Source organism: Nocardia sp. NPDC004123 (assembly GCF_053603795.1).
The window spans coordinates 188,036-203,389 of sequence record NZ_JBSGGG010000006.1; the positions used below are offsets into that span (position 1 = coordinate 188,036).

Here is a 15,354-nt window from a genome sequence, read left to right on the forward strand (position 1 = left end):
CCCCGCTACTGCATCTCGTCGAGCATGTCGGAGAACGCCGCTTTGAGCCGCAGGGCCTTCTTGACCTCATCGGAGGTCACATACGGGTATTCACCATATTCGAGGAAGCTCGGGAACTGGTGCTTGCGGAAGAATTCGATGGCTGCGGCCCGATTGGTGCGCCAATCCTCGGGAAAGCCTTCGAGATTCACGAAGGCGGTGGTGATGCCCGTGGACAGGAACAGGTCGAGCGCGTCCTCGAGGTACTTGTCGAAGTCGGTGTCGAAGATGCCCTGATACTGGAAGGTCAGGCCGTCGCCGATATCGAACAGCACCCACCGCAGATAGTGCAGCCGCAGCGGCGCAAGCACATTCGGATCCTGTTCGACCGCGGCCTGGATGACCTTGCCGTGCTCCCGGATCGCCGCCTCATGACCCGGCTTGACCTTGGCGACGATGGAAAACCCATAGTTAGCTGGAGTTCGAGGATAGATCGGACCGTAGCGTCCCTGTTCGTACTCGAAGTACCCCGCCTCGGGGATTGCCATCGCTGCTGGCCTGGACCAATCCTCGTTGCTTGTGGCCACGTCGTCGTCCCTTCCTTCGGTCTGGCTTCGGTTGCTGGAATGAAACCCACTGTAGGTAGCGCAGGGACCGACTGCTTATCATTACGGGACAGGATGCTGATCATTTCGGGACGGGAGAATCGGTGAAACCACTGGCCCGCTACGCAGCGCTGAACGAATACGTGGAGCTGTGCCGATCGCTGGGCATCGGCCCGGTGGAGCTGTTGCGCGCGTCCGGCCTGGACCCGGCCGGTCTGAGCCTGCAGGACCGCTGGGTGCCCGCCGCCGCGATCGCCGAGCTGCTCGAGCACTCGTCCGTCGCGACGAACTGCGCAGATTTCGGGCTGCGCCTGGCCGAGCGCCGCCGCTTCGCCAATCTGGGTCCGCTGAGCCTGGTGGTCCGCGAGGAGCCCGACGTACGCAGCGCTCTGACCGTGATGTCGCGGCACGAGGACACGTACAACGAGGCGCTGCACACCCGCCTCACCGAACAGAACGGCCTCGCCACCATTCGGCTGACCCTCGATATCGGGCAGCCCGGCGATACCCGCCAATCCGTCGAACTCGCGGTCGGCGTCCTGCACGGCCTACTCGCCGGTTTCATCGGTGCCCCATGGCAGCCGGTCGAGGTCCGCTTCACCCACCCCGCCCCGCCCGATCTGCGCGCCCATCACCGGGTCTTCGGACCGCAGGTGACCTTCGAGCAGGACTTCAATGGAATTCTCACCTACACAAGCGATCTCGATGCGCCCAATGCGATGGCGGATCCACAGCTGCGCGCCTATACCCAGCGGCTGCTGGACCCCGTCGACCCGGTCCGTCCCGCGACCACCGCCGACCGCGTCCGCGAGCTCATCGAACTGCTCCTCCCCACCGGCCGCTGTTCGGTGGAGCAGGTGGCCCGCAGCCTGGGCGTCGACCGCCGCACCGTCCACCGCCGCCTCGCCGCCGAGGGCGAGACCTTCAGCTCACTACTGGATTCGACCCGCGCCGAACTGGCCCGCCACATGGTCGCCAACCCACGCCGTTCCCTGACCGAGACCGCTGAACTCCTCGGCTTCTCCGCCCCCGGAAACTTCTCCCGATGGTTCCGCAAACAGCACGGCTGCAGCCCCGCACAGTGGCGCCGCACCCGGGCATCGGCCGAGGCGACCTGACCTCAGCGCCGCGGCTCGGGCGTCACCGGGCTTCCCGGAGCATTGTGGCCTTTGCCGTCGATGACGATGGGGTCGTCGGGGCCGAAGGCCATGCCGAATTGCGGGCGGCCGTCCTTGCCGAAGTACATGGGCTGGACGCGGATGCTGCGGCCGGGCCAGCCGGTGCCGGGTTCGAGGCGGGCGTGGTAGGTGATCCAGGGGCGGCCGTCGATGGTGAGGAATCCGTTGTGGCCGGGGGCGATGGCGCCGGGACCGCCGGGGAGCACGGGTCCGCCGGATTTGGTCCAGGCTCCGGGGTCCATGGGGTCGCCGCCGCGCGCCAGTTCGAGGAGGCCCAGGCAGTAGGTGTCGTCGAAACTGGCATTGGCGGAGAAGGTTGCGAAGAGGCGGCCGTCGGGTGCGATCAGGGGTTGCGGGGCCTCGTTGATCAGGAGGTCCGCGTCGTTGGGGACGGTTTCCCAGGCGGCGGTGGGTGTTGCGATGCTGACGCGGTCGCCGCTCGGCGTCATGGGATCGGACATGCGGACCACGCAAATGTCTTGTACGCGTGTGTCATCGGGGTTGCGCAGGCAGGACCAGAAGAAGTAGCCGACGCCCGCGTACTGCTGGTAGGTGCCGTCGATGGCCCAGCCGCCGGGCAGGTTCAGCGGCCCGAGGTATTCGTAGGGGCCGGTCGGGTCGTTTCCGGTGGAACGCAGCGCGTACATCCGATGGGTCTCGTTGCGGTCGTCCTCCTGCCCCGCGAAGTAGATCCACCACCGGTCGCCGATGTGCACGAGTTCCGGAGCCCAGATCTTGGTGCAGGCGGGGGCAGGGCAGTCGGGGTGCTCCCACACCACCTTCGGCTCGCTCTCCTCCAGTCCCCCGAGTGTGTCCGAACTGCGGATCACGATGTTGTCGTCGTTGTAGAAGTCCCCCTGCACCAGGTGGAATCGGCCCTGGTAGTAGGTCATGCTCGGGTCGGCCCCGGCGGCCAGCACCGGATTGGTGAATTCCTCGCTATGCGCCCCGGTTGCCGAGGCCTTCGGTGTATTGCCCCCTGCGACCATCGTTCCGACGCCCACTGTCAGAACACCGACCAGTCCCATGGCTCTTCGCCAACCCACCAGCGCCACCTCCAGCAAACGTCGAGAACTCAGTCTCGACGCCGTCGTGGGCTGGTTCAATCACCAACGGAAAGCCGCAGGACTGCACAGCGATTCGCTGGGACTCCACAAACGATCGGCTGCGCGGTTCACCGGCTCCCGGCGCACAGGGCATGGTCGATCAGGGCGCCGGCCACGTTCTCCTGGTCGCGGATGTGTTCCGGAGTGTCGCCGCGCGCCTCGGACATGGACACCACGGCGCTTCGCGTGCCGTCCTCGGTGACGCCGTTGAGGGTGATGTAGCCGCCGTCCCCGCCCTCGTGACTCCAGTAGGTCCCTCCGCAGCTGAGGGGCCGTTCGGCCAGGCCGAGCCCGTATCGGCCACCGGGCCACAGCTGTTGGAGTTCCGCACTCACCGGGACGGTCTGCTTCATCTCCGTGAGCTGCTGCGCGGGGAGCAGCCGGCCGCCGAGCAGCGCGCGGAAGAAGCTGTTCTCGTCTCGGGTGGTGGTGACCCACGAAAGGGTCTCGTGCTCAACGGGTATCTGATCGGTGACGTCCACCTCGGCGCCGGGACCGAAGAATTGATAGGCCCGGGCGTGCGGCTCGGGCAGGGTGGGCGAGGCGCCGGTCCAGCGGGTCTGGTCGAGCCCGAGCGGGCCGAGGATGCGGGCTTCGATCTCCTGGTGGGCGGGTCGGCCGGTGGCCTGTTGAATGATCATGCCGAGCAGGACATATCCGGTGTTGGAGTACTGCCAGCCCTGTCCGGGCGGGAAGTCCGGCGCCTGGGCCATGCCACGGGCCACCAGCTGCTCGGGACTGTAGAGGTCGTAGCGCTGCTCGTAGTACTCCGCCGGCGTGGTGTATCCGGGCAGGTCGTCGTGAATACCGCTGGTGTGCTGGAGCAGGTGGCGAATGGTGATCCGGCTGCCGTCGTTCCCGTTGCCCTGCACGACTCCCGGCAGCCAGCGGTCGACTGCGTCATCGAGAGTCAGCGTGTGCTCGGCCTCGAGTTGGAGAACCACGGTGGCGACCAGGGTCTTGGCGGTGCTTGCCATGCGGAAGTAGCCGTCGGAGGGGACCGGGAGGGCGGTGTTCAAGTCGGCGGTGCCGCTGGTGGCGACCGACTGCGCACCGTCGGGTGTGACGACGCGGGCCTGCACGCCGCTGATGCCGAGGGCGTGGATCGCTTCGGTGTCCTGACGCAACTGCTCCGCGAGCGAGGGACCGGCGGGCTGGGCGACCGCGGTGGCCATCTCGGCGACGAGTAACGCGGCGGCACCGAGGGCAACCGAAAGGCGCTTGCGCAGAGTCGAAGTCATGGCTGAACGCTAGTTTCGCCACCGCCCCGGCGTAATCCGGCACATCCCCAGAATCGGAATGGGGGAAATCCCCGAGCCCGACCCGAGGAGCTGGTCAATCCAGTTCGGCGAGTTTGGCTTCGAGCAGGGTACGTTCCTGGTCGTTGCCGGACAGGGCGATGGCGAGGTCGAATTCGGTTCGGGCTTCGGCTGTCCGGCCCAGTCTGGCGAGCAGTTCCCCGCGGACGCTAGGGAGAAGATGGGAATTCGGAAGGGCCGCAGCCGATCTGAGATCGTCGACGATGGCGAGGGCAGGGACGGGACCCTCCGCCATGGAGACCGCGACCGCCCGGTTGAGGTCGATGATCGGGGACGGCGAGAGCCGGGCCAGGGCTTCGTAGAGCAGGACGATGCGGGGCCAGTCGGTGGCCTCGACGGAGTCGGCGACGGCGTGACATTCGGCTATCGCGGCCTGCAGACCGTAAGCGCCGAGGCCGCGGCCGAGGCGGGCTGCCTGGTCGAGGGCCGCGCGGCCGCGGCGGATGGCCGCCCGGTCCCAGCGCATTCGGTTCTGGTGTTCGAGCAGGATCGGCCGGCCGGTGGCGTCGGTGCGGGCGGGGAAGCGGGCGGCGGTCAGTTCCAGCAGGGCCAGCAATCCGTGGACCTCGGGTTCCTCGGGGACGAGGCGGGCCAGCACCCGGGCGAGGCGCTGGGCTTCGGCGGCGAGGTCGAGGCGGATCAGGTGTGCGCCGGAGGTGGCCGAGGAGCCTTCGGTGAAGATCACGTAGACGACATTCAGGACCGAGCCGAGCCGGGCGGCGCGTTCGTCGGCCGGGGGGATGGCGAACGGAACCTGGGCCGCCGCAAGGGTTTTCTTGGCGCGGGTGATGCGGGCCTGCACCGTCGCGGTGGGCACCAGGAAGGCCTTGGCGATCTCGTCGCTGGTCAGGCCGCCGACCACGCGCAGGGTCAGCGCCACCTGCGCCTCGCGGGACAACACCGGATGGCACGACACGAACATGAGCGCGAGCACGTCGTCGTCGATCTGATCCGGATCCCAGAGCGGTTCCGCCCCCGGCGTTTCCGGGGGTGTCCCGCCGGTGGCGACCCCGCCCTCGCCCAGGTCGCGGGCGAGAGCGCGGTACCGGTCGTCGCGGGTGGCGCGGCGGCGGAAGGCGTCGATGGCGCGACGCCGGCCGACGGTGAGCAGCCAGCCCGCGGGATTGCGTGGCACGCCGTCGCGCGGCCAGGTCACCAGCGCCTCGGCCAGCGCCTCCTGGGCGAGGTCTTCGGCGAGGGTGAAGTCGCCGGTGTAGCGGGCCAGGGCGCCGACGATGCGCGCGGATTCGATGCGCCACACCGCGGCGACGGCGTCACGACCGGTGGGGTCGGCCATGGCTCAGCGGCTCACAGCTGCCCGGTGGCCTCGCGCCAGGCGCGTTCCTTCTGGATCCACTCGTTGTCCTGCGGGAATTCGTCGATGGTGGTGACGCGCCGGATCTCGGTCTTGAATCCGGGACCGAACGACGGCGCCCGCCTGGCCCATTCGACGGCCTCCTCCTTGGAGGCCACGTTCAGGATGTAGAAGCCGCCGAACAGCTCCTTGGTCTCGCCGTAGGGTCCGTCGGTGACCAGCGGCGGCTCCGACGAGAAGTCCACCACCACGCCCTCTTCCGCACTGTCGAGACCCTCGGCGGCCAGCAGGACCCCGGCCCGGATCAGCTCGTCGTTGAAGCGTCCGACGGATTCGAGCACCTTCTCGAAGTCGGCCTCGGCCATGGCCGCATTGCCCTCGTCGCTCGCGCGCCAGATCAGCATGTACTTCACGGGATTGTCCTCCTTGTCGCGGGTCGCTGTCCGACCCTCTCACACCAAGGTCGAACGACTTCCCCGGCAGATCGACACGGCCGCGGAAAAAGATCGACAGCGCCCGATCGCCACGAGTGATCAGCGACAGCCGCCGAGCTGTTGAAGTACCGCCCGGTAGAGGGTGTGCCATTCCGTGTTGCCCTGGCCGGCGAAATCCCCGTCGACAGTGAACTGCACGGTATGCGCGAGGCGCACGCCCGTCAGGCAGCCCGCGGGGCTGACAGTGATGTACTGCCCTTGGAAACCATTGGCCTGGAAACCGTCCGGGGTCGCCCCACTCCACCACTGGTAGCCGTAGCCGCCCGGTTCGGTGTCACCGGCGTCCGTGGCGGGCAGCAGAGTGGTGGTGGCGGCGGTGACCCACTCCCCCGATACGATCCGGCGGCCGTCGGGAGTGCTGCCCCCGTTCCGCATGAGTTCCCCGAAACGCGCGAAATCCCTTGGCCGGGCGAACAGTTCCTCCGAGGCGACGGCCGCCCCGGTGCGGTCGGTCATGATGTCCGCGGACGCTTCCATCCCGGCGGGCTGCCACAGCTGCTGGGCGAGAATCTCATTGAACGGCTGGTCGTAGACCTTCTCCAGCAGCCAGGCGAGCACCTGGGTGTTCGCGCTGTTGTAATTGAAGTGGACGCCCTGGGGTTCGACCCCGGACAGTGATTTCAGGAATTCGTTGCGGGTCTTGCCCTGCTGCCCGTTCGTGTAATAGTCCATCGCCAGGTCTATCCACTCGGCGACCTGGGTGTTCTGCGCGAGGTCGGTGGTGTGCTCGTCCCACTGGACGCCGGATCGCATGGTGAGCAGGTTCTCGATCGTGACGCCCTGCCACGCGGTGCCGCTCAGTTCGGGCACGTACGTTTCGATGGGGTCGTCTATCGAGCGGATCCGCTGCTGATCGACCGCAATGCCGACCAGGGTCGAGACGAAGGATTTGGTCATCGACCACGCCTGGTGCGCGTCCTCGGGGGACCAGCCATTGGCGAAGTAGCCGGCGACGAGCGCCCCTCGATGCACGAATTCGATTGCGTCCGTTTCGGTGTCGTTCAGGAAGTCACCGACCGTCTTGGTCCGTCCGGCCCACTGATACGTGACCCCGCGCAGGTCGATCGGTGCGGCGGGCAGCACTGAGACAGCGGTTCCGGCGGCGATGTGCGCATGGGGCAGCACGACATCCGGTTTGACGACGTCGGCCGGCACGGGGAGCAGGATCGTGTTGTTGTCCACCGCCTCGTGCACATAGTTCCACCAGTACTCCGGGCTCGACAGTTTGGCCGCCGCGCCCGCGGCCAGCGACGGCAGCGGCGGTACACCGAGCAGTCGCCCGCCCTGCGCGGCCGCCAGCAGGGACGTCGCGTCGGAAGGCAGGTCGGCCGGTGCGTCGGCGGACGCGGTGGCCGCGGCACTCTGCACACCGATCAGGGCAACCACAGCCACTGCGACCTTGAATTGCATGGGACGGCTTTGCCTGCCACGCCCACGGGAGGAGATGACCATGCGGGCACGCTAACGGCGCCGCGACCAGCGGGCCGTCCAGTGTGCCGATCCGGTCACCGGTTGTCCGGTTTCCCCACTCTTCTGGCCGGATCGGCCCTCCTGGATGCGCGGCTCCGGCGGGTTGAATCCTCTCATTCTTCGGCACGCGAATGGAGAGTCCATGGCAGACAAGGGAACTCAACGGGCACAGCGGCGAGTGTGCATCGTCGGCGCCGGTCCGGCCGGGCTGTCCGCGGCGCGGGCCCTGAAGCGCCTGAGCATCGCCTATGACCAGTTCGAACGGCATTCCGATGTGGGCGGTATCTGGGATCTCGACAATCCGGGTTCACCGATGTACGAATCCGCGCACTTCATTTCGTCGCGGAAGACCTCGGGATTCTTCGACTTCCCGATGCCCGATACCTATCCGGACTACCCGGGTAATCGGCAGATCCTCGACTACACACGGGCTTTCGCGGATGCCTACGGGTTGCGCGAGACCGTCCGGTTCAACACCGAGGTCATCGATGTCGAGCAGGACGGCGGCGACTGGCTGGTGACCCTCGCGGACGGCGCGCAACATCGCTACCGGGCCGTCATCTGCGCCACCGGCGTCACCTGGGCGCCCCGCCGGCCCCGGCATCCGGGCGAATTCGCCGGCGAGATCCGGCACTCGTCGGAGTACCGGAGCCCGCTGGAGTTCCGCGGCAAGCGGGTGCTCATCGTCGGGCTGGGCAACTCGGGGGCCGATATCGCCTGCGATGCCGCGGCCAATGCGGCCGCCGCGTTCGTCAGCGTCCGGCGCGGCTATCACGTGATTCCCAAACATGTCCTCGGGATCCCGAGCGATGAGCTCGCCGATACCGGGCCGCAGCTGCCGCTCTGGCTGGAGCGGCCGTTCTTCCGCGCGTTACTCCGGCTCGTTCAGGGCGATCTCACCAAATACGGTCTGCCCGAGCCGGATCACAAACTGTTCGAATCGCATCCGCTGCTCAACAGTCAGCTCGTCCACCACCTCCAGCACGGCGATGTGGCGATCCGGCCGGATATCGCGAGCCTGGACGGCACCCGGGTCCGGTTCGCCGACGGCAGCAGCGAAGCGGTCGACCTGGTTCTCTACGCCACGGGCTACGACTGGGCGATCCCCTATGCCGAGCGGCACTTCACCTGGAGCGAAGGACGACCGGATCTGTATCTGTCCGCGTTCAACCGGCAGCATCGAAATCTGTTCGGACTGGGCTATCTCGAGGTCAATTCGAGCGCCTACACCCTGTTCGATCACATCAGCAATGTGCTGGCGCAGTACCTGCACGATCAGGACCATGCCCCGGCGCGGGCGGCGGCGTTCGACCGCTTGATCGCCACCGAGCATCCGAAGCTCAACGGCGGCATCAACTTCCTGCCCACCGCACGCCACCGCGCCTACGTCGACGCCCGCGCGTATCACCGCTACCTGGGCGCGCTGCGCAAGCGCCTGGGCTGGCAGACCCTCACCCCGGGCATGTTCGACGCGATCGGGTCCGCCCGCGATGTCCGGCAGGTGCGGGCCTGAGCGCCCGGCACGGCACCGGGCTCACTCCGGTTCTCGCCGTACGGAACTCGGCGGATGCCCGGTCCAGCGGATGTACGCGCGTCGGAATTCCCGGATATCGCTGTAGCCGACTTCACGGGCGACCGCACCGATGGACAGACCGGATCGGCGGAGCAGGAAGATCGCGCGCCGCTCCCGGACCCGGTCCCGGACCGTGCTGAAACTCGCACCGGCGGCGGCGAGCCGGCGGCGCAGGGTGCGCTCGGTGACATGCAGGTGGGCGGCGACCTCGGCCATGGTCGCCGGATGGCGGAGGTCACGCTCGAGCACCGCCTCGACTGCCACCACGATGTCCGGGGCCGGACGGCCGACATCCAGCAGCCGCCGGCAGGCCTCGATGGCGATGGTCCGGGTCGGCGCACTGTGGGTGGGCAACGGAAGCTCCAGTGCGGCAACCGGAATGACCGCGCGGTTGGCTCCGGCGGAGAAGTCCACCGGGCAGCGCAGGAAGCGGTGGTACTCGGCGGCGTACGGCGGGGGCGGATAGCCGAGTTCCACCCGGGTCGGCGACCAGCCCGGGCCGAGCACCGAGCGCATCAGAATCAGCACGCTGCACAGCACTTCCTCGCACAGGAAGGCGAGCAGCCGGGGTTCGGGCCGGCGCTCGTGCAGCCGCAGCGCGACCTCCTGGCCGGAGCGCTCGACCTCCACATCCATCAGGGTCCCCGAGGCCTGATGCAGATCGATCCCGACCGAGAGCGCCTCGCCGACGGTGGCGCACGAGCGCATGGCCACCCCCAGCATCCCCATCGACAGCAGGCTGTCGCGCATGCCCACCCGCATGCCGAGCGGCCGGCCGGGCAGCGCCTCCACCGCGCGGCGCAGGACAACCACGGCTTCCTGGAACGACACCTTCACCGAGTCCACCGCGACCAGGCCGTCCGGATCCAAACCTGTTCCCGCGAACCAGGATTCGACGTCACAGCCGTCACGCCGCCCGATCTCGGCGACCCCGGTCAGCACGGCGGGCGGAATGATCGGCAGGTCCAGCCGGGCGTCCACCTGGTCCCGGTGCCGCACGGCGGGGTCGGTCACGGCGCTACTCCTGCGGCGCCGGCTGCCGCCTGAGTTGCAGGGCCGGCTCGATATGCCCGCTGTCGAGCAGGAATCCAAGGAACATCGCACGGAAGGCCGCGTGCACGGTGTCGGGCGGCAGCGCACCCGGCGAGGCCAGCTCGTGCAGCGCGAGCCCGTGCGCCAGCGCGGTGAAGGCGGGCGCCATGGCATCCGGATCCGGGGCCCCGGCCGCCCGCGCGCCCGCGGCGGCGGCCCGGCGCGCGGCGGACAGTGCACGGGTGACCGCGTCACGGGATTCCGGCCGGCGCGCCGCGTGCAGGTAGGCCTCGAACAGCGCGAGGGTTTCCGGTGTGCGCGGCGTAGCGGCCGCGGTGAAGGCGGCCGCGATCTCGTCGGGTGAACCGTGCGCCTCGGCGAGCGACTCCGCGATCGCGATCTGGGTATCGGCGTCCTCTTCGGTGTAGACGCGCAGCGCCTCCTCGGTCAGCGCGTCGATCGAGTCGAAGAAGTAGCCGACGGTGGTCAGCGGCAGCCCGGCCTTCTCGGTGACCGCGCGATGGGTCACCCCGGCCACGCCGACCTCGGCCGCCACCTCGACTGCGGCTTTGAGCAGGGCTGCTCGCCGAGCCAGGGCGCTCGGGCGATGGCGGCGTTCGGTCACGCCACCCACCCTAGTCGCTCTCTGTAATTCCTTACAGATTTACCTGGGCAAAGTCTGTAAGTTCTTCTAGGCTTGCTCGGCATGACGCCCCTCCACGCCTTTCGCGACGATGCCCTCGGCGAACACGACGCGGTTGCCCTCGCCGACCTGGTCCGCGCCGGCGAGGTGAGCCCGCGGGAGCTCGCCGCCGCCGCCATCGACCGGGCCCGCGCGGTCGACCCCGAGCTGCACGCGGTCGCCTGCCCGCTCTACGACTCCCCGCGCTACGCCACCCGGCCCGGCAGCGCGCTGTACGGAGTCCCGACATTCGTGAAGGACAACACCGATGTCGCGGGCCTGCCGACGAACCATGGCAGCGAAGCCTTCCGGGCCCGGCCCGCCGCGAAGGACGGGGCCTACACCCGCCAGTTCCTCGGCACCGGACTGACGCTGATCGGCAAGTCGCGCCTGCCGGAGTTCGGCTTCAACGCCTCCACCGAGTACATGACCGAGCCGGCCGCGCGGAACCCGTGGAGCCTGGCCCATTCGATCGGCGCGTCGTCCGGCGGGTCGGCCGCGCTCGTCGCCGCGGGCGTCGTCCCGATCGCGCACGCGAACGATGGCGGCGGATCCATTCGCATTCCGGCCGCGTGCGGCGGACTGGTCGGGCTCAAGCCGAGCCGCGGCCGGCACGTGGACGGTGAACAGGTGAAACACCTTCCCGTTCACATGATTTCCGAGGGCGTGGTCACCCGCACGGTCCGCGATACCGCGGCGTTCGTGGCCGCCGCCGAGGATGTGTGGCGCAATCCGAGGCTCGCACCGGTCGGGGCGGTACACGGCCCGGCCCGGCGCCGGCTGCGGGTGGGGCTGATCATGCACAGTGTGACCGGCGCCGAGGTCGACGTGCCCACCCGGGCGGCGGTCGAGCACACCGCGCGCCTGCTGGAGCGGGCCGGTCACCTCGTGGAACCGATCACGCTACCGGTCACTGCGCAGTTCGCCGCCGACTTCGTGCAGTACTGGGCATTGCTCGCCGATCTCGCGGTCAGCACCGGGAAGATCATCCTGAACCGATCCTTCGACGCCGCCAAGGCCGACGGCCTCACCCGCGGCCTGCGCGACCATCACCGCCGCACCTTGCACCGCACCCCGGGTGCGCTGCGGCGACTACGCCGGGTGCCGGCCGCCTACGCCCGGATGTTCGCGCGGCACGAAGTGGTCGTCTCGCCGGTCCTCTCGCACACCACACCGGAGCTCGGATTCGTCTCGCCGACGGTTCCGTTCCCCGAATTGATCGAGCGGCTCACCGGTTACGTGGGCTATACACCGCTGAACAATATCGCCGGAACCCCCGCCATATCGCTGCCCATGGGCTGCACCAGCGCGGGACTGCCGGTCGGCGTGCAGCTCTCCGGTGCGCACAGCGACGAACGGACCCTTATCGAACTGGCGTATCTCCTCGAATCCGAACAGCCTTTCCCGCGTATCCACCTCCCGACGGAGGGCCAATTGCTGGGATGATTCCCGAAATGACGCCTGAGAATCGGGCATTCTCTCCGAAATTTCAGGACATTACTCGCACGTAGCCGCAACACCGGGTGCATTCTGGACTAGAGGTAAGGAGTCTTCTCGGTTCGAGGGAGGTAGGGACATGGTCAGGGTGACGGCGGTCAAGCAGAACGGAGAGCACTGGCATCCGCATCCCGGTGACGCCATCGAGGATCCGGGCGAAGGCCCAGCTCTGGTGCTGTGCCTGCTCGGCATCGCATGCCTCGGCATGACACTCACTGCCGCCGCGTCCGGCTACCAGGGCTGGGCGATACTGGGCGCGATCGCGACCGCGGTGCTCATCGTCTCGGGTTTGCTGATGATCCGCTTCGAATATTTCCGCGAATTCAAGCGGGAGCAGCGTGCCGGGCGGCAGGGGCACAACCCTCTGGTCCGCGGGGAATGGCGTCCACGGCAGGTCAGTTCATGGCAGAAGCGGCGTGGAATCGAGTCGTGACCGGTCACCCGGCCACGACCCGGAACTGAACTACTGAATTACTGAACCGAAAAAGATCGGCTAGTCGGAGGTGACGGAAAGCAGGCCGAATCGGTTGACGGCGGCGTGATTGTGGCCGTCGGCGCTCGTGATGACCACCTCGGCGGGATTGGTCAGGGCAATGCAGCAGAAGAGCCCGTCATCCTGCTGGATGCCGAGCGACAGGAACCGGTGATTGTTGGCCCGCTGCCACTCGTCGAGAGCGGCGTAGAGCCCTCGCATGGTGGCATTTTCGAAGTAGACGACATTGTGCTTGTTGAGTTCGGACACCGACCGATCATGCACCGGCCGCCATCAGGGCGGCCCGCAGATCGATGCGATCGTCGAGGCGGGACAGGTCGCGCCCGGTCAGGCGTTCGATCCGTTCGATCCGATAGTGGACCGTATTGACGTGCAGATACAGGGCTTCGGCGGTGCGGGTCCAGGAGCCGTTGTGGTCTAGGAATGCGATCAGGGTGGCGCGCAGGGCCGCGTGCGAGTCGTCCGCTTCGAGCAGGGGACCCAGAACGCGGGTGCGATAGGCGTCGCGGATCGGCTCGGGAACACCGGCCAGGAGTTCGTGCAGGGTGGCCAGATCCTCGGCGGCGGTGACGCCTGAGCGCAGGGTGTGCGCGGCGCGGCGGGCATGGGTGGCGCGGATGCGGGCATCGGGGACGTCGGCGAGCCCGGCTGCGGTCGAGATACCCACGGCGAGAGTCGCATTCGGGTCGCAGGCGGTGACCGTGGGGTGGGCCGCGCGCAGGCGGTGGATCAGATCGGGACGGTCGGGGACGAGGGCGAGCGCCTGGTCGCCGTCGGTCGCGATCGGGGTCGGCGCGTCGCTCAGCCGGCCAACCAGCTCGCGCAGGGCGTCGGCGGCGGCCATGGGATCGCGGTGCGCGACGGTCGCGCACAGCATCCGGTACGGGCCGGGCTCGGCAGCGCCGAGCGAATCCACCTCCTTCACAACGGAACCCGCCTGCGGCGCGCTCATCCGGAGCACGAACTCCGTTGCGGCACGGTCGCGTTCGTCCCGCTCCGCCAGCGCCCGTTCGCGGTACCGGCCCAGCACATCGGCGATCTCGTGCACCAGTCGCGGCGGGGCGTGCGATCCGGCCGGTAGGTGCAGATACCACCGGTCGTAGGCGGAATCCGATTCCCCGACAGGATGATTCGACTCCGGCGCCCCGCGCAGTTCGCGCCGCACGGTCGCGGCGGTCGCCACCCGGGCCCCGTCCGATGCGGCCAGTACCCGCCCGGTCGCGGTGACCAGTGCGCAGGGCAGCCCACCGAGCTGTACGGCGATCGCGTCCAGCAGTGCCGCGGGCGCGGCCCCCTCGCGAACGAGCCGGTCCAGCTCGGCCCGGTCGGACAGCGAATGCTGTTCGGACGCACTGAGATCGCTCCAGCGGCGCAGATAGATGGCGTCGGTGATGGTCCGGAAGGTGATGTCGGCGGGCACGGCCAGCAGCGGTAGGCCCTGCTCCCGGCAGGCCGCCACGATATCGCCGGGCACGCCGCCGTGCCGCGCGGTCCCGGCGACCAGTGCGGCCGCCCCGGCCGCCCGCAGGGCCGCCACGAACCGGTCGGCCTTGCCGCGGCCGCCGCGCGCGGTCCACCACACCAGCCCGCTGAGCACGACCTCATCCGATTCCAGGTAGGAGGTCGGGTCCTGCAGATCGGTGGCGGTGACACCGCTGACCTCCCGCCGCAGCAGCGCGGGCTCGCCGCACACCAGCTGCAGACCCAGCGCTTCCAACCTAAGCAGGTCATCCACCCGCATGAGCTGCTCCTAACGCATGTCCGCCCCGACTGCCGATCTCGCATCGTAGAGGCGTTCGCAATCCGCACGGTCCTGGTCGATCAACCGAGAACTCGCGCGACGCTACCGGATTTTCCGTATGCCGCGGCCGATGGCAGGTCCCGGCCCGCGGATTTGAATCGGACGGCATGGACTTGAACACGGTGCTCGAGGTGTGCGATGCCCGCCACCACCGGAATTGGCAGGTGGGGGATGCGTGGCTCGGCGGTGGCACCTACCTGTTCTCGGAGCCGCAGCCGCAGCTGCGCCGCCTGGTCGACCTGAGCCGGACCGGCTGGACTCCCCTGCGCCGCCTGCCGGACGGCGGGCTGGAGATCGCCGCGACCTGCACGGTCGCCCAGCTCTTCCGGGGCACCGACCGTCCCCTGTTCCGCGAGTGCTGCCATGCCTTCCTCGCCTCGTTCAAGATCTGGAACATGGCAACCGTCGGCGGGAACCTGTGCAATTCGCTCCCGGCCGGTCCGCTCATCTCCCTCACCGCGGCCCTGGACGGCGTGTGCCTGCTGCGCTCGGGCACCGGCGCCGAGCGGCGACTGCCGGTCGCGGACTTCGTGACCGGCGCCGGAGCCAATGCGCTGCGGCCGGGCGAGCTACTGCGTTCGGTGACCCTGCCCGCCGCGGCGCTGGCCCGGCGCGCTGCGCCTGACCATCACGGCGTCGACCACGCGCCCGTTCCGGGTCTACTTCCCGCAGCCGCCCACCCGCAACGGGCTGGCCGCGGCCATCGAGCGCACCGTGCCCGGCGACGCCTGGTTCGACGACATTCACGGGCTGCCGGAGTGGCGCAGGCACATGACTTTCCGCCTGGCGGAGGAAATTCGCGAGGAACTG

14 protein-coding genes and 1 pseudogene are annotated in these 15,354 nt (G+C 68.7%); 5 read left to right on the top strand and 10 right to left on the bottom strand.

Annotation, left to right across the window (positions count from 1 at the left end; all coding sequences use genetic code 11):
- Positions 1-5 precede the first annotated feature (5 nt).
- Positions 6-527 (bottom strand): hypothetical protein, encoded by a 522-nt coding sequence (locus ACWEQQ_RS10780; protein ID WP_452341943.1) that lies wholly within the window; start codon positions 525-527, stop codon positions 6-8.
- Between the two features lie 161 nt (positions 528-688).
- Between ACWEQQ_RS10780 and ACWEQQ_RS10785 the strand changes: the two genes are divergently transcribed.
- Complete coding sequence (locus ACWEQQ_RS10785; protein WP_452348045.1) at positions 689-1,702, top strand: AraC family transcriptional regulator; 1,014 nt, start codon at positions 689-691, stop codon at positions 1,700-1,702.
- A 2-nt stretch (positions 1,703-1,704) separates the two neighbouring features.
- On the opposite strand, the gene ACWEQQ_RS10790 is transcribed toward ACWEQQ_RS10785, so the two are convergent.
- The 5 genes from ACWEQQ_RS10790 to ACWEQQ_RS10810 all read right to left on the bottom strand — a co-directional run bounded on the left by ACWEQQ_RS10790 (position 1,705) and on the right by ACWEQQ_RS10810 (position 7,388).
- Complete coding sequence (locus ACWEQQ_RS10790) at positions 1,705-2,808, bottom strand: glycoside hydrolase family 43 protein (protein ID WP_452348046.1); 1,104 nt, start codon at positions 2,806-2,808, stop codon at positions 1,705-1,707.
- 128 nt (positions 2,809-2,936) lie between these two features.
- Complete coding sequence (locus ACWEQQ_RS10795) at positions 2,937-4,109, bottom strand: serine hydrolase domain-containing protein (RefSeq protein WP_452348047.1); 1,173 nt, start codon at positions 4,107-4,109, stop codon at positions 2,937-2,939.
- A gap of 94 nt (positions 4,110-4,203) precedes the next feature.
- Complete coding sequence (locus tag ACWEQQ_RS10800) at positions 4,204-5,484, bottom strand: RNA polymerase sigma factor (protein ID WP_452348048.1); 1,281 nt, start codon at positions 5,482-5,484, stop codon at positions 4,204-4,206.
- A gap of 11 nt (positions 5,485-5,495) precedes the next feature.
- Positions 5,496-5,915: a YciI family protein gene (locus ACWEQQ_RS10805; RefSeq protein WP_357011886.1), complete on the bottom strand. Its 420-nt coding sequence runs from the start codon at positions 5,913-5,915 to the stop codon at positions 5,496-5,498.
- Positions 5,916-6,035: 120 nt separating this feature from the next.
- Positions 6,036-7,388 carry a serine hydrolase domain-containing protein gene (locus tag ACWEQQ_RS10810; protein ID WP_452348049.1) on the bottom strand — a complete coding sequence of 451 codons (1,353 nt, stop codon included), beginning with the start codon at positions 7,386-7,388 and terminating at the stop codon, positions 6,036-6,038.
- Positions 7,389-7,608: 220 nt separating this feature from the next.
- Here ACWEQQ_RS10810 and ACWEQQ_RS10815 point away from each other — a divergent pair, with 220 nt between their 5' ends.
- A complete protein-coding gene (locus ACWEQQ_RS10815; RefSeq protein ID WP_452348050.1) occupies positions 7,609-8,979 on the top strand; it encodes a flavin-containing monooxygenase in 1,371 nt (456 codons plus the stop codon).
- A 21-nt stretch (positions 8,980-9,000) separates the two neighbouring features.
- Here the strand turns inward: ACWEQQ_RS10815 and ACWEQQ_RS10820 are convergent, their stop codons facing one another.
- Both ACWEQQ_RS10820 and ACWEQQ_RS10825 read right to left on the bottom strand, forming a co-directional pair.
- Entirely contained in the window at positions 9,001-10,053 is a 1,053-nt protein-coding gene (locus ACWEQQ_RS10820) for an AraC family transcriptional regulator (protein ID WP_452348051.1), read from the bottom strand.
- Between the two features lie 4 nt (positions 10,054-10,057).
- Positions 10,058-10,696 (bottom strand): TetR/AcrR family transcriptional regulator, encoded by a 639-nt coding sequence (locus ACWEQQ_RS10825; protein ID WP_452348052.1) that lies wholly within the window; start codon positions 10,694-10,696, stop codon positions 10,058-10,060.
- Between the two features lie 81 nt (positions 10,697-10,777).
- Between ACWEQQ_RS10825 and ACWEQQ_RS10830 the strand changes: the two genes are divergently transcribed.
- Both ACWEQQ_RS10830 and ACWEQQ_RS10835 read left to right on the top strand, forming a co-directional pair.
- Positions 10,778-12,199 (top strand): amidase, encoded by a 1,422-nt coding sequence (locus tag ACWEQQ_RS10830; RefSeq protein WP_452348053.1) that lies wholly within the window; start codon positions 10,778-10,780, stop codon positions 12,197-12,199.
- Between the two features lie 130 nt (positions 12,200-12,329).
- On the top strand, positions 12,330-12,683 hold the full coding sequence (locus ACWEQQ_RS10835) for a hypothetical protein (protein WP_452348054.1): 354 nt from the start codon (positions 12,330-12,332) through the stop codon (positions 12,681-12,683).
- 60 nt (positions 12,684-12,743) lie between these two features.
- On the opposite strand, the gene ACWEQQ_RS10840 is transcribed toward ACWEQQ_RS10835, so the two are convergent.
- Together ACWEQQ_RS10840 and ACWEQQ_RS10845 are read right to left on the bottom strand one after the other, a co-directional pair.
- A complete protein-coding gene (locus tag ACWEQQ_RS10840; protein WP_452341850.1) occupies positions 12,744-12,992 on the bottom strand; it encodes a hypothetical protein in 249 nt (82 codons plus the stop codon).
- A 7-nt stretch (positions 12,993-12,999) separates the two neighbouring features.
- Positions 13,000-14,484, bottom strand: coding sequence for a helix-turn-helix domain-containing protein (locus ACWEQQ_RS10845; RefSeq protein ID WP_452348055.1), 1,485 nt, complete (start codon positions 14,482-14,484; stop codon positions 13,000-13,002).
- 167 nt (positions 14,485-14,651) lie between these two features.
- On the opposite strand from ACWEQQ_RS10845, the pseudogene ACWEQQ_RS10850 reads away from it, so the two are divergent.
- A pseudogene (locus ACWEQQ_RS10850) lies at positions 14,652-15,080 on the top strand (FAD binding domain-containing protein); the annotation flags it as partial.
- Positions 15,081-15,354: the final 274 nt, after the last annotated feature.